Source organism: Vibrio tetraodonis (genome assembly GCF_003350295.1).
In the GTDB taxonomy this organism is placed as follows: Bacteria; Pseudomonadota; Gammaproteobacteria; order Enterobacterales; family Vibrionaceae; genus Vibrio; species Vibrio tetraodonis.
This window is the reverse complement of sequence record NZ_QLYY01000018.1, coordinates 22,099-36,270: the sequence shown is the minus strand read 5'-3', so window position 1 is coordinate 36,270 and position 14,172 is coordinate 22,099. Positions and strand designations below refer to the sequence as shown.

The following is a 14,172-nucleotide window of genomic DNA, read 5'->3' as shown; positions in this document are numbered from 1 at the left end:
CCCCGCAATCATGTGCGGGGTTTTGTTTTATCGGTTTTACTTATGCACTGAGTGCGAGGATAGTACCGGGCAATACTAGGAATACCGCTAAGAGGTAGCCAGCGACAACCGCTTTATTTTTTACCGCCATGTCCGAGATGATATCTGCAGCCTTGACCGGTAATTCTCTCAGTACTGGAATACCAAAAATAAGTACGGTTGCTAGTATGTTAAATGATAGGTGGACTAGTGCTATCTGCAGAGCAAAAACAGCAAACTCACCTGATGCAGCCGTTGCTGCCAGTAATGCGGTAATACAAGTACCTATATTGGCACCCAAAGTAAATGGATAAACATCTCTCACTTTTAATACGCCAGAGCCTACCAGAGGTACCATTAAGCTGGTGGTTGTCGAAGAAGACTGTACCAATACTGTCACTACTGAACCTGATAAGATGCCATGGATTGGGCCGCGACCGATTGCGCTTTTGAGGATCTCACGAGCACGCCCAACCATCAGGCTTTTCATCAATTTACCCATCACGGTAATCGCTACAAAAATAGTTGCTATACCGATAGCTATAAGCATCACGCCACCCATTGTATCGCCAAAGGTGCTCAATGGCTCCTTGAGTGCTCCGACAACGGGCTTAGTAATAGGCTTGATGAAGTTTAGTCCCTTCATACTCATGTCGCCTGTCGCCAGAAATGGTGAAACTAGCCAATGAGAAACTTTTTCCAAAATACCAAACATCATTTCCAGAGGTAGGAAAATCGCCACGGCTAATAAGTTGAAGAAGTCATGAATCGTGGCACTGGCAAAAGCGCGCTTGAACTCTTCTTTATTGCGAATGTGTCCCAGAGAAACGAGCGTATTGGTTACCGTCGTTCCTATATTCGCTCCCATGATCATTGGGATAGCAGTTTCAACAGGTAGTCCACCCGCAACAAGCCCTACAATAATAGAAGTCACAGTACTTGAAGATTGAATGAGAGCAGTGGCAACTAAACCTATCATCAAGCCCGCAACCGGATGCGAAGCAAATTCAAATAAAACCTTCGCTTGATCGCCGGTTGCCCATTTAAAACCACTACCAACCATAGATACTGCTAAAAGCAATAGATACAGCATGAATGCCAAGTTAGCCCAGCGCAACCATCGAGTTGTACTCGAAATAGGTGCTGCTGTTGTAATAGCTTGGTTCATAAATTTTCTCCGTGGACCAGAATCATTGTTACGGTCAATTATTAAAACTGTTGGCGATAGTAGAGGTTAATTATGTCATTAATATTACAGTTATATGTTGCGGTGATTTTTTGCTTATTAAGAAGCTCTAATGGTCTTTAGTTTTTGATTTTATTAAATATTTATATTTTAGTTTTCTCTAGTTAGAATTTAAAAACAAAGTTTTGTGATGCAGATTACTCCTGATGGTCATTCTACGTGAAGTAGACTTCGCCTTATTCATGCTTATTCTTGTGTTTACTTCGGTTTTTTCGAATGCTTGTTGTCATAAACTGGTTTTGCTATAACCGATAACGATATTGAAAGCAGAGAGAGATGATGTCGCATTTAAATTACAATCACCTTTACTACTTTTGGATGGTATGTAGCCAAGGGTCAGTAACAAAAGCGGCTGATGCCCTATTTCTTACCCCTCAAACAGTAACAGGGCAAATAAAGGCATTGGAAGAGCGCATGGGAGGTAAGTTAACCAAACGCAGTGGCCGGGGCATTGAACCTACTGAGTTAGGGCAACTGGTTTTTAAATATGCGGAGCGTATGTTTGGTCTTAGTTACGAGATGTTGGATATCGTTAATTACAGCCAGCGAGCAAATATGTTGTTTGATGTTGGGGTTGCGGATGCTTTATCTAAACGCTTGGTAAGTAAGGTTCTTATGACCGCTGTGCCACCTGACAATAGTATCCACTTACGCTGTTTTGAATCGACCCATGAAATGCTTCTTGAGCAATTGTCTCAACATAAGCTTGATATGATTTTGTCTGACTGCCCCGTTGATTCAAGTCAGCTACCAGGTTTATATAGTAAAAAGCTTGGAGAATGTCATATGGGCTTTTTCTCTAATGGCGATACTGAGCATCTAATGTTTCCAGCGGTATTAGAGGAGAAAAAACTATTGATACCTGGTAGCCGAACAGCAATGGGGAGAAAAGTATTACAGTGGTTTGATTATCAAGGACTACAACCTAATATTCTAGGAGAGTTTGATGATGCGGCCTTGATGAAATCATTCTCACGTTATCACTCAGATGTGATTTTGTTGGCGCCCTCTCTTTATATGTCTGAAGTTGAGAATGATCTGCCTCTACGACTGATAGAGCATGTAAAAGAACTTAAAGAAGAATATTACGTTATTTTTGCGGAACGTATGATTCAACACCCTTCGGTAAAGAATGTATGTGATGCTGATTTTACGGATCTATTCCAGTACTAATATTTCTGGTTATAACAAATAGATTACTTGATGCAAATAGATTAATATCAGCTTTGTGAATGTATCAATATGTAAATGACAGGCTTGAGATTTTATGGTGTTTTAAGAGGTGCTAGCCGATGAATTTAAAAGAAATGGAAAAAAATTCTGCCAAAGCGGTGGTACTACTCAAAGCCATGGCAAATGAAAGACGCCTGCAAATTTTATGCTTATTGCATAATCAAGAACTTTCTGTTGGCGAGTTATGTAGTCAGTTAGAGTTAAGCCAATCGGCATTATCGCAGCATTTAGCATGGTTGCGCCGTGATGGTTTAGTGAACACTCGCAAAGAAGCACAAACCGTGTTTTACACGTTAAGTAGTGAAGAAGTTAAGTCAATGATACACCTTCTGCATAGTATATATTGTGCAGAAGCGGCAGACGCCTGAACTTGGCTTTCTTAGATATAAAAAAACCGGCCTAGGCCGGTTTTTTTCGCTAAAGGAATCTGAGCTTTACTACAGAGCTTTGATTGCCGCAGCGAAACGAGACTTGTGGCGAGCAGCTTTATTCTTATGAATAAGGCCTTTAGTTGCCATACGGTCTAGGATTGGTGTAACTGTAGCGAAAGCTTCAGTTGCAGCAGCTTTGTCGCCTGCTTCGATAGCAGCAACAGTTTTCTTCATGTAAGTGCGCATCATTGAACGACGGCTAGCATTGTGCTGGCGACGTTTCTCAGCTTGGATAGCGCGCTTCTTAGCAGATTTACTATTTGCCAAGGGTCTAACTCCCAAAAACTTAAGTTCGGTGACAATTTAAGGGCGAGGAATATCCCCTATTTGCGCTTAAATGTCAAATGATTTGTGCAAAAACCAATCGAAGCCAAACAAATTTTGGATTAGAGGGGTCTTCACGGTTAAGATGGCGGGGATTCTATCAGTATTTTTTTTTCATTGCTAATACTAATCTACTCTAGCGCTGACATTCGCGTTGTAGAGTGGAGGTTAATAATTAGTATTACAGGACTTTCGAGGTAGCTGTGAGTAAACGTCTACTCCAATCAGGACTAATTGTTAGTGCTATGACTTTTGTCTCCCGTGTACTGGGTTTGGTACGCGATGTCGTTGTGGCCAATTTAATGGGGGCTGGCGCCAGTGCGGATGTGTTCTTTTTTGCCAATAAAATCCCCAACTTTCTGCGTCGTTTATTTGCAGAGGGCGCTTTCTCTCAGGCATTTGTACCTGTGCTAACGGAATATCATGCAACGGGTGATATGGATAAAACACGTCAATTAATTGCGAGAGCTGCGGGCACGTTAGGTGTTTTAGTGTCTATCGTCACCGTCTTAGGCGTTTTATGCTCAGGCGCTGTGACCGCTTTATTTGGCTTTGGTTGGTTTCTTGACTGGCTTAATGGCGGCCCTTCTGCCGGAAAATTTGAGTTGGCGAGCTTTATGCTCAAGATCACTTTTCCATATCTGTGGTTCATCACCTTTGTTGCTTTGTCGGGCGCGATCTTAAATACCTTAGGGAAATTTGCCGTCTCTTCCTTTACGCCTGTTTTCCTAAATGTAATGATAATTTTGTCGGCTTGGTATATCTCGCCTAATATCTCTCAGCCTGAGGTAGGCTTGGCGATTGGTGTTTTTCTTGGCGGCTTAGTGCAGTTTCTATTTCAAATTCCTTTTTTAGTTAAAGCCGGGGTGTTTGTTAAACCTGCTTGGGGGTGGAAGGAGCCAGGAGTTGTTAAAATTCGGACACTAATGATCCCGGCTTTATTTGGTGTGTCGGTTAGCCAGATAAACCTACTGTTTGATACCTTTATTGCCAGCTTCTTACAAACGGGGTCAATTAGTTGGCTTTATTATTCAGATCGTTTACTTGAATTCCCTTTAGGCTTGTTTGGTATCGCTATTGCTACCGTCATTTTACCTGCTTTGTCGCGAAAGCACGTAGATTCTCATAGTGTTGGCTTTTCGCAGACTATGGATTGGGGAGTTCGCATGGTCGTCTTGCTCGGTGTTCCAGCCACGTTGGGCTTGATGGTGCTAGCTAAGCCTATGTTAATGGTTCTTTTTATGCGTGGTGAGTTCAGTCCTATGGACGTTGAACGTGCCTCCATGTCTTTGATGGCTTATGCCTCTGGCCTGCTTAATTTTATGCTGATTAAGGTTCTCGCTCCGGGCTACTACTCGCGCCAAGATACCAAAACGCCTGTTAAGTACGGAATTATCGCCATGGTAACCAATATGGTGTTTAACGCTATATTCGCTTGGTTTTATGGGTATGTTGGCTTGGCTATTGCCACGGCGTTATCTGCTTTTGTGAATATGTCTTTGTTATATCGAGGTCTCCATCTGGCTGAAGTGTATCAATTGACTCGACGAACTATGGTTTTCATTGTCAAATCGTTCATTGCTGGTGGTTTGATGGCTGGTGCTATTTTATGGCAACTGGAAGATATCTCAGTTTGGTTAAATTGGAGCTTATCTAATCGAGTTATTTGGCTATTCCTTTTGATCGTCGCAGGCGCTGCGGTTTATTTAATCTCGCTTTTGACTATGGGTGTTCGTTTAAAAGATTTAAAAGCCGCGACATAGCAATGATGATTAGTATATAATCTGTCGGTTTCACGTAGTATTAAATTTGAAGCTAATAGGACTTAGACGCGCTGAATGGAATTGATTCGAGGTATTCACAATATCAAAGCACATCATTCGGGGTGCGTTCTGACGATAGGTAACTTTGATGGAGTACACCTTGGCCATCAGGTTGTTTTGAATAAACTGTCTGATAAAGCAAAAGAAATCGGTTTGCCCTCGACAGTCATGACGTTTGAACCACAGCCATTGGAGCTGTTTGCTAAAGATAAAGCGCCTGCTCGATTAACTCGCCTGAGAGATAAGTTTACTCAATTAGAGAAACTTGATATTGGCCGCCTGCTGTGTGTCAATTTCAACCATGGCTTTGCTAATCAAACTGCCCAAGACTTTATTGGTGACTTGTTGGTAAGGCGATTGGGTGTTAAGTTTCTGGTCGTTGGAGATGACTTTTGCTTTGGTCGAGAGCGGCAAGGTAACTTTGCAATGTTACAAGCGGCTGGTAAGGAGCATGGCTTCGATGTGGTGAATACCCATAGCTTTTGTCTGCAGCAGCTACGTATCAGCAGTACGGCAATACGAGAAGCTTTAGCGAGTGATAACTTACCACTTGCTTCAAAGATGTTGGGGCGAAATTACAGCATCAGTGGCAGAGTCGCTCATGGCAGAAAGCTAGGTAGAACCATTGGTTTTCCTACCGCAAACATTCCACTTAAACGCTGCGTCTCACCAGTTGCAGGAGTGTATACGGTTCATGTTCTTGGTCTAAATGAGCGGCCGATAGGTGGTGTTGCGAATATAGGCACTCGACCAACGGTGAATGGTATTCGCCAGCAACTAGAAGTGCATCTGTTTGACTTTGATACGGATTTATACGGCAAACAGCTTGAAATTGTTCTGCTGAATAAAATTCGAGATGAGCAAAAATTTGAGTCTTTTGACTTGCTAAAACAACAAATTAAATTGGATGCTGAAGCAGCAAGGGTGTGGCTGCGTCAGTATGAAGACCAAGCGGTTTAGTTCGCTGCTTGGCATAATGTCTAACTGTCACCCAACACAACGGAATTAAGAGTCGATGAGTGAGTATAAAGATACCCTGAACCTTCCTGAAACAGGGTTTCCAATGCGTGGCAACCTGGCTAATCGTGAGCCAGAAATGCTTAAGCGTTGGTACAAAGAAGACCTTTACGGTGAAATCCGTAAAGCGAAGAAAGGCAAAAAATCTTTCGTTCTACATGATGGTCCCCCTTACGCGAATGGTGACATTCACATTGGCCATGCACTAAATAAGATTCTTAAAGACATTATTATTAAATCCAAAACACTTTCTGGTTTTGATGCGCCATACATTCCTGGTTGGGATTGTCATGGCCTACCAATTGAACTAATGGTAGAAAAAAAGAAAGGTAAACCGGGACAAAAAATCTCTTCGGCTGAGTTTCGTGAAGAATGCCGTAAGTATGCAGCAGGCCAAGTTGAGGGCCAAAAAGAGAGCTTTAAGCGCCTTGGTATTATGGGTGAGTGGGATAAACCATACCGCACTATGGATTTTGCTACAGAAGCCAATATCATTCGTGCACTCGGTAAGATTGCCGATAATGGCCACCTCTTAAAAGGTTTTAAACCCGTTCATTGGTGTACAGACTGTGGTAGTGCACTAGCTGAAGCAGAAGTTGAGTATAAAGATAAAGTCTCCCCATCTATCGACGTGCGCTTTAAAGCCAGTGATGAGGCGGCTTTACTGTCTAAGTTTTCATTGACTGAAGGGCATGAAGGCAAAGGTGATATTTCCATCGTTATTTGGACCACAACACCTTGGACACTACCTGCAAACCGAGCAGTATGTCTGCGTGATGATCTTGAGTATGTCCTAGTGCAAGTAGAAGGGGACAACCCGGAGCGAATCATAGTGGCTTCTGAGCTTGCCAAAGACGTCATGGATCGCGTTGGTGTCGAGCATTATCACAACCTAGGCTTTGCTAAAGGAAGTGATCTTGAACTGTCTAAGTTTGATCACCCGTTTTACGGTTTTAGCGTGCCAGCTATTCTTGGTGATCATGTCACCACTGAATCTGGTACAGGTGTGGTTCATACTGCTCCAGGTCATGGTCAAGAAGACTTCGCAGTGGGTAATAAATATGATTTGGAAGTAGCAAACCCTGTCGGCTCTAACGGTGTTTACCTTCCAGATACTGAGCTGTTTGCTGGTCAACATGTGTTTAAAGCCAATGATGCTGTTGTTGAAACGCTAAAAGAAAAGGGTGCTTTACTTCATCACCATGCTTATGAACATAGCTACCCGCATTGTTGGCGCCATAAAACCCCTATTATTTTCCGTGCGACACCGCAATGGTTTGTGTCTATGGATCAAGCCGGTCTGCGCAACAAAGCGCTTGAATCTATCAAAAGCGTTGAATGGATGCCTGAATGGGGACAGAGCCGTATTGAAGGCATGATTGAAGGCCGTCCTGAATGGTGTATCTCTCGTCAACGTACTTGGGGCGTGCCGATTGCACTGTTTGTTCATAAAGAAACGGCTGAATTGCACCCAAATACATCAGAGCTGATTGAACAAGTTGCTATGCTGGTTGAACAAAAAGGTATTCAAGCATGGTGGGACCTGGAAGTTTCAGAGTTACTAGGTGATGATGCAGACAAGTACGAAAAAGTGTTAGATACACTCGACGTATGGTTTGATTCAGGCGTGACTCACTATTCTGTTGTTGATGCTCGTGAAGAATACAATGGTCATAGTGCAGACTTATACCTTGAAGGCTCTGACCAACACCGAGGTTGGTTCCAGTCGTCGCTCATTTCGTCGATAGCGATGAAGGGTGAAGCGCCATACAAACAAGTTCTAACCCATGGATTTGTGGTTGACGGTCAAGGCCGTAAGATGTCTAAATCTATTGGTAATGTTGTTGCTCCGAAAGATGTGACTAACAAGCTCGGTGCGGATATATTGCGCTTATGGGTAGCATCAACGGATTATACTGGCGAAGTGGCCGTTTCTGATGAGATTTTAAAACGCAGCGCGGACGCTTATCGCCGTATTCGTAACACAGCTCGATTCTTCTTAGCCAACCTTAGTGGCTTTAATCCTGAAACGGATATTGTTGCAGCAGAAGATATGGTGGCGTTAGATCGCTGGGCTGTAGGGCGTGCGCTTGCAGCCCAAGAAGAAATCGTTAAAGCCTACGATGAGTATAATACTCATGCGGTAACACAGCGTCTAATGCAATTCTGCTCGATCGAAATGGGTTCTTTCTACCTCGATATAATTAAAGATCGCCAGTACACGGCCAAGCGTGGTGGGCATGCTCAGCGCAGCTGTCAAACGGCGCTTTACTATATTGTTGAAGCTCTGGTTCGCTGGATGGCACCTATTATGTCATTTACTGCAGACGAAATATGGAACGAGATGCCAGGTGAACGTGACACATTTGTTTTCACAGGCGAATGGTTTGATGGCTTGTTTGGCCTTGCCGATGGTGAAGCACTAAATAACGAATTCTGGTCTGACATTCAGACTATTAGAGGCTCAGTAAATAAGCTGCTAGAAACCTCTAGAAATGACAAAACCATAGGTAGTGCATTGCAGGCTTCAGTGATTTTATACGCCGATGATGCTATTGCAGAAAAAGTAAATAAGCTGGCCAACGAATTGCGTTTTGTGTTGCTCACTTCAGCCGCGCTTGTAAGGCCTATCAGTGATAAATCTGATGCAGCGCAGGCTACCGATATTGAGGGGCTATTTGTTGAGGTTTCAGTGCTAGATGCAGAAAAGTGTGATCGTTGCTGGCATCATTCACCTGATGTAGGCAGCATTGAGGGCCATGAAAAAATTTGTGGTCGCTGCGTATCTAACGTGGAAGGAGAGGGTGAAGTTCGTAAATTCGCTTAACAAGCGAATGTTACCTTCATTCGGAACTTTTTAGTCAGTTGATAGCCCCAGTCTTTACTGGGGCTAGTTTTAGGAATGGTATGAACGAACAAGCATTAACTCTTAAGAATTCAGGGGTGCGCTGGCTGTGGGTCGCCATGGTTATTTTTCTGATGGACATAGGTATTAAACTTTTAGTCATGGATACCATGGGATATGGTTGGGCTAATCGCATCGAGGTGTTACCTTTTTTTAATTTACTCTACGTTCATAACTATGGAGCTGCATTTAGCTTTTTAAGTGATCAAGCAGGCTGGCAACGCTGGTTATTTACTGGTATTGCCTTCGGGGTTACGGGTCTACTAACTTACTGGATGAGAAAACTTTCGGCTAAAGAGAAATGGAACAACATTGCTTACGCTCTAATTATTGGCGGAGCAGTTGGCAATGTATTTGATCGCGTTGTACATGGTTTTGTGATTGACTACCTGGACTTCTTCTGGGGAAGTTATCATTGGCCTGCGTTCAACCTTGCCGATAGTGCAATTTGTATTGGCGCAGTGATGATTATTCTGGATGGCCTCCGTAACAAGAAAGGCCAAGAGACGGGTTAAATTTAAGCTTATTACTTCTGGTAAATAGGTAATGCGTTTATGCTTGAGCTCTCTATAAATTGAGAACTCTAAATAGTATCAAGGAAATAATATTGTGACGACGATTGTCCAACAATCTGCAGTGACTCTGCATTTTACGATCAAACTTCAAGATGGTTCTGTCGCCGATAGTACCTATAACATGGGCAAACCAGCTAAGTTCGTTATGGGTGATGGGAGTCTTAGTGAAAACTTTGAACAATGTTTGCTGGGTTTGAAGGTTGGGGATCAGAAGACCGTTGAGCTGCAAGCTAAAGATGCATTCGGCGCTCCAAACCCTGATAATGTCCACTATATGGACCGAGCTAAGTTTGTCGGTGATGCAGAAGTGGAAATTGGAACAGTTATGGCATTTTCCGGTCCAGATGGCGTGGAAATTCCTGGAATCATTACTGAAATCGCAGGTGATTCAGTAACGGTAGACTTTAATCACCCTCTAGCTGGTCAAGATGTGACTTTTGAAGTTGAGATTTTGTCAGTAGAATAATGAACTGAAGTAACAATAGACTCATTATGAGCGATGAAATGAAAATTCTTTTAGCTAACCCTCGAGGGTTTTGTGCAGGTGTCGATCGTGCCATCAGTATTGTTGAGCGTGCGTTGGAGATCTATCAGCCTCCCATTTACGTGCGCCATGAAGTTGTTCACAACCGATTTGTTGTGGAGGGACTGAAGCAAAGAGGTGCTGTCTTTGTTGAAGAGTTGCGTGAAGTTCCAGATGATAATATTGTGATATTTTCTGCTCACGGTGTTTCGCAAGCAGTTCGAAAGGAAGCTAAAGAGAGAGATTTAACGGTTTTTGATGCAACTTGCCCACTGGTAACCAAGGTCCACATGGAGGTTGCACGCGCAAGCCGTAAACATATGGAAGTTGTATTGATTGGCCATGCCGGACATCCTGAAGTCGAGGGAACCATGGGGCAATACGCAAGCGATCAGGGTGGTATGTATTTGGTTGAAACGCCAGCAGATGTTGTTGGGCTTGTCGACAAAGTTAAAGACCCTACTCACCTTCACTATGTGAGCCAAACAACCTTGTCTGTTGATGAAACTGCGGATGTGATTGAAGAGCTTCGTCGTGTTTTTCCACATATCCAAGGTCCGCGTAAAGATGATATTTGCTACGCGACACAAAATCGCCAAGATGCTGTGCGAGATATGGCAGTCGATGTTGATGTTGTGATTGTAGTGGGGTCGAAAAACTCATCTAACTCCACTCGCTTAAAGGAATTGGCTGAAAAGTTGGGAACACCTGGCTATTTGACTGATTGTCCTGAAGATATTGAGCCTGAATGGTTAGAAGGGAAAGTAAAAGTCGGTGTTACCGCTGGAGCCTCTGCACCAGAAGAGCTTGTGAACAAGATTCTCGAACGAATTCAAGACTTGATTGGAACCCGGACGGTAGAAGAAGTACAAGGTAGAGAAGAAAATATGTTCTTCGAAGTACCGAGAGAGCTACAAATTAAGCAAGTTGATTAGTCTAGCTTGCCGCTCTTCAGTGCTTTTTCCCATGAATATTGTTTACACGTTTAAAGGCTCCTAGGGAGCCTTTTTATCGATTATGCTAGCCTTTCGGTTTCAGTATCGCTTTCTTCACCGTCATCTGGTTGAGCCTTTCTCGGAAGCTTGGTGATATAAAGAGTAGTCATAACTGAACAGATGAGACCAACGGCGGTTGATATGTCTATTGCAAGCCCCAATCCAAGAGTGCTGCTATTGAGAATAAAACTGGTCACAACCGTTGTCATAAAGATCGCGGGAATAGTGGTTACCCAATGGAGTTTATTTTGACGAACTAAGTAAGCTGAAGCTGTCCATAGCATCATCACTGCTGTGGTTTGATTTGCGAACCCAAAATATCTCCAAATGACCCCAAAATCGACTTGGGTCAGTATGCCACCGATAATAAAGAGTGGGACGGCTATTACTAGGCGATTACTGAGTGTTTTCTGTTCCATGCTGAAGTATTCAGCTAATATCAGACGACTTGAACGAAAGGCGGTATCCCCTGAGGTAATCGGCAAAATGACCACTCCCAGAAAAGCCATGACGCCACCAAGTACTCCTAGTAAGCCAAAAGACGCACTGTAGACGACTTTTCCAGGTCCTCCGGCACTTACCGCTTGTGATAGAGCCTCTAAATTGTCGAAGAAGGACAGAGCAAGTGCGCACCAAATAAGGGCAATGACTCCTTCACCAATCATTGCACCATAAAAGACAAATCGTCCATTGCGCTCATTCTCCATGCAGCGAGCCATGAGTGGCGATTGAGTCGCATGGAAGCCTGATATAGCACCACAAGCAATAGTAATAAATAATGCTGGCCATAGAGGCATATCGTTTGGATTTAGATTGGTAAACATGTCTTTGACATGAAAGCTCCCCATTAGCGTGTGTTCACTTGATAGTGTAACTGCACTGATTAAACCGATAGACATGAAAAGGAGTAAGGCACCGAACAATGGGTAAAACCGACCGATTATTTTATCTACAGGGACGAGGGTAGCGACAATATAATAAATAAAGATAGCGATCACAGTTGTTGTCATGCTAACCGATAGGTTAGTTTGGTCATTGATAAGGTTGGTGATCATACCAGCAGGGGCTGAAACGAATACAACACCAACCAGTAGCAGCAAGACAATCGCAAAAATATTCATAAAGTGTTTGGCGCTTTTGCCCAGGTATTTACCAGTAATTGTCGGAATAGATGCCCCGCCGTTACGTACCGACAACATACCAGAGAAATAATCGTGTACAGCGCCCGCAAAAATACAGCCAATCACTATCCACAGCATAGCCGCCGGACCATACAAGGCGCCCATTATAGGACCAAAAATAGGGCCTACGCCTGCTATATTGAGTAACTGAACTAGATAAACCTTTTTAGTTGACATGGGCACATAATCAACGCCATCAGATTGACTGTGTGCTGGAGTTTGACGTTCTACGTTTATACGGAAAATTTTTTCGATAAATGCTCCATAGAGGAAGTAGCCTCCAATGAGCGCTGCAACACAGCTTAAAAACCAAATCATGACACTTGCTCCACAGTGATAAGTGAGTTATTGAGTTGACATAATACATATCTATGCCAGTAGGTTCTGTTAGCTCGGTTATTGTTCTCAATAAATCCGTTTTTATTACTTTGTTTAGGATTTAGAAAGTTGATTAATAGCGGGTGTTGACGCAAACGGCGGCAATTGACATTATCTCTCTGCATCCGTTAGATACTTGAGAGACAAACAAGGAAAAATCGTGAAAAAACTGACCCTTCTCACTATGCTAACTACGTTATTCGCGTGTGCGGCTACGACAGAGCTGCTTGTCCAACAAGGTGATTGGTACACGATAGGTTATCAAGATGGTATTCGAGGTAATAATCAGCGTTCCATAAACCAGCTTTCTAAACTAGGAAGTACCAAGCATAGTGATTATGAACAAGGTTATATGGTTGGATTAGAAGAGTTTTGCAATCCTAACCATGCCTACCAAATAGGGCTTACAGGTCAGCACTATGATGGTGTCTGTGAGGGAAGTGATGATGCTCAAAAGTTTCGCATGGAATGGCAGCGTGGCTGGAATGAGTATTCCAATTAACTCATTTAACATTGAACCTGTTCCATCGCCAATATTACCAAGCGCCTAATTTAAAGTTAGGCGCATTATTTATGTTAACTCCCGCTTGTTTGTTCAATGACAGCTTTCCTCAAGTAACCATGTTGAAGGTTTAACTGTTCTTGAGCTGTATCCTTTTCTAGGCCAGTTAATATCATCAAAATAGCGAGTTTGACGTCATAGTCGGTTTTTTTAAGGGTGTCTTGGGCTTGTTGTTGATTACAGTTGGTTGCCTGTATGACAATGCGGGTAGCTCTTGCAACCAGCTTGGCGTTAGTCGCTTTAACATCGACCATTAAATTTTGGTAGCTTTTGCCTAAGCGAATCATGCTTGCTGTTGTCAGCATATTGAGTACGAGCTTTTGTGCTGTCCCAGATTTGAGGCGAGTGGAACCGGTTAATGCTTCTGGTCCAACAACTGGGCATATCGCGATACTGGCAATATTGGCAATCGGCGATTCTGGATTACAAGATAATGCAATGCTTGTTGCGCCTACTTTATTGGCGTAGTCTAACCCGCCAATTACATATGGAGTGCGCCCGCTAGCGGCGACGCCAACTAGTACATCTTGCTGGGAAAGTTTAATACCTTTTAAATCTTGCTCTCCTAATGATGGTGAATCCTCTGCTCCTTCTTGAGCTTTTAATATTGCTTCTTTACCACCAGCGATTAATCCAACTACCATATCATCAGAAACGCCAAAGGTTGGGGGGCACTCAGAGGCATCTAATATACCTAAACGACCACTTGTTCCCGCGCCCATATATATAAGTCGGCCACCAATTTTAAAGGCGTCAGTGATTTTATCGACGGCTTGTGCTATCTCTGGTAAAACTTTCTCGACAGCGAGAGGTACTAGTTTATCTTGCTGGTTAATACGCTCAACAATGTCCAATGATGAAAGTGTGTCAATGTCCATGGTATCTGGATTACGACCTTCTGATATCAAATGAGAAAGTGCGTTAATCAATGCGTCGTTTGTCATGGTCTTCCTTATGTATC

The 14,172-nt window shown here is 43.1% G+C and carries 13 protein-coding genes; 9 read left to right on the top strand and 4 right to left on the bottom strand.

Going from position 1 to position 14,172, the window contains the following annotated elements; genetic code table 11:
- Positions 1 to 40 precede the first annotated feature (40 nt).
- Complete coding sequence (locus DPF90_RS13950) at positions 41 to 1,186, bottom strand: Na/Pi symporter (RefSeq protein WP_114786952.1); 1,146 nt, start codon at positions 1,184 to 1,186, stop codon at positions 41 to 43.
- A gap of 357 nt (positions 1,187 to 1,543) precedes the next feature.
- Between DPF90_RS13950 and nhaR the strand changes: the two genes are divergently transcribed.
- Positions 1,544 to 2,437 carry a transcriptional activator NhaR gene (gene nhaR, locus DPF90_RS13945; protein WP_114787049.1) on the top strand — a complete coding sequence of 298 codons (894 nt, stop codon included), beginning with the start codon at positions 1,544 to 1,546 and terminating at the stop codon, positions 2,435 to 2,437.
- 119 nt (positions 2,438 to 2,556) lie between these two features.
- Complete coding sequence (locus DPF90_RS13940; RefSeq protein WP_114786951.1) at positions 2,557 to 2,865, top strand: ArsR/SmtB family transcription factor; 309 nt, start codon at positions 2,557 to 2,559, stop codon at positions 2,863 to 2,865.
- A 69-nt stretch (positions 2,866 to 2,934) separates the two neighbouring features.
- Here the strand turns inward: DPF90_RS13940 and rpsT are convergent, their stop codons facing one another.
- Positions 2,935 to 3,195: a 30S ribosomal protein S20 gene (rpsT, locus tag DPF90_RS13935; protein WP_004410238.1), complete on the bottom strand. Its 261-nt coding sequence runs from the start codon at positions 3,193 to 3,195 to the stop codon at positions 2,935 to 2,937.
- A gap of 260 nt (positions 3,196 to 3,455) precedes the next feature.
- Here rpsT and murJ point away from each other — a divergent pair, with 260 nt between their 5' ends.
- From murJ to ispH, 6 genes are all read left to right on the top strand, one after another.
- The gene (gene murJ, locus DPF90_RS13930) at positions 3,456 to 5,015 is read left to right on the top strand and encodes a murein biosynthesis integral membrane protein MurJ (protein ID WP_114786950.1); all 1,560 of its coding nucleotides are present in this window, start codon (positions 3,456 to 3,458) and stop codon (positions 5,013 to 5,015) included.
- Positions 5,016 to 5,090: 75 nt separating this feature from the next.
- On the top strand, positions 5,091 to 6,035 hold the full coding sequence (gene ribF, locus DPF90_RS13925) for a bifunctional riboflavin kinase/FAD synthetase (protein WP_114786949.1): 945 nt from the start codon (positions 5,091 to 5,093) through the stop codon (positions 6,033 to 6,035).
- 55 nt (positions 6,036 to 6,090) lie between these two features.
- On the top strand, positions 6,091 to 8,919 hold the full coding sequence (ileS, locus tag DPF90_RS13920) for an isoleucine--tRNA ligase (RefSeq protein ID WP_114786948.1): 2,829 nt from the start codon (positions 6,091 to 6,093) through the stop codon (positions 8,917 to 8,919).
- An 80-nt stretch (positions 8,920 to 8,999) separates the two neighbouring features.
- A complete protein-coding gene (gene lspA, locus DPF90_RS13915) occupies positions 9,000 to 9,512 on the top strand; it encodes a signal peptidase II (protein WP_114786947.1) in 513 nt (170 codons plus the stop codon).
- Positions 9,513 to 9,606: 94 nt separating this feature from the next.
- The gene (gene fkpB, locus DPF90_RS13910; protein ID WP_114786946.1) at positions 9,607 to 10,038 is read left to right on the top strand and encodes an FKBP-type peptidyl-prolyl cis-trans isomerase; all 432 of its coding nucleotides are present in this window, start codon (positions 9,607 to 9,609) and stop codon (positions 10,036 to 10,038) included.
- Positions 10,039 to 10,064: 26 nt separating this feature from the next.
- Positions 10,065 to 11,030, top strand: coding sequence for a 4-hydroxy-3-methylbut-2-enyl diphosphate reductase (gene ispH, locus DPF90_RS13905; RefSeq protein WP_162814035.1), 966 nt, complete (start codon positions 10,065 to 10,067; stop codon positions 11,028 to 11,030).
- Positions 11,031 to 11,110: 80 nt separating this feature from the next.
- Here ispH and DPF90_RS13900 read toward each other — a convergent pair whose 3' ends face one another.
- Entirely contained in the window at positions 11,111 to 12,589 is a 1,479-nt protein-coding gene (locus tag DPF90_RS13900; RefSeq protein WP_114786944.1) for a carbon starvation CstA family protein, read from the bottom strand.
- A 220-nt stretch (positions 12,590 to 12,809) separates the two neighbouring features.
- Between DPF90_RS13900 and DPF90_RS13895 the strand changes: the two genes are divergently transcribed.
- Positions 12,810 to 13,151, top strand: a complete 342-nt coding sequence (locus DPF90_RS13895; RefSeq protein WP_420855765.1) for a DUF2799 domain-containing protein — start codon at positions 12,810 to 12,812, stop codon at positions 13,149 to 13,151.
- A 74-nt stretch (positions 13,152 to 13,225) separates the two neighbouring features.
- On the opposite strand, the gene murQ is transcribed toward DPF90_RS13895, so the two are convergent.
- Positions 13,226 to 14,155, bottom strand: coding sequence for an N-acetylmuramic acid 6-phosphate etherase (murQ, locus tag DPF90_RS13890; RefSeq protein ID WP_114786943.1), 930 nt, complete (start codon positions 14,153 to 14,155; stop codon positions 13,226 to 13,228).
- Positions 14,156 to 14,172 lie beyond the last annotated feature (17 nt).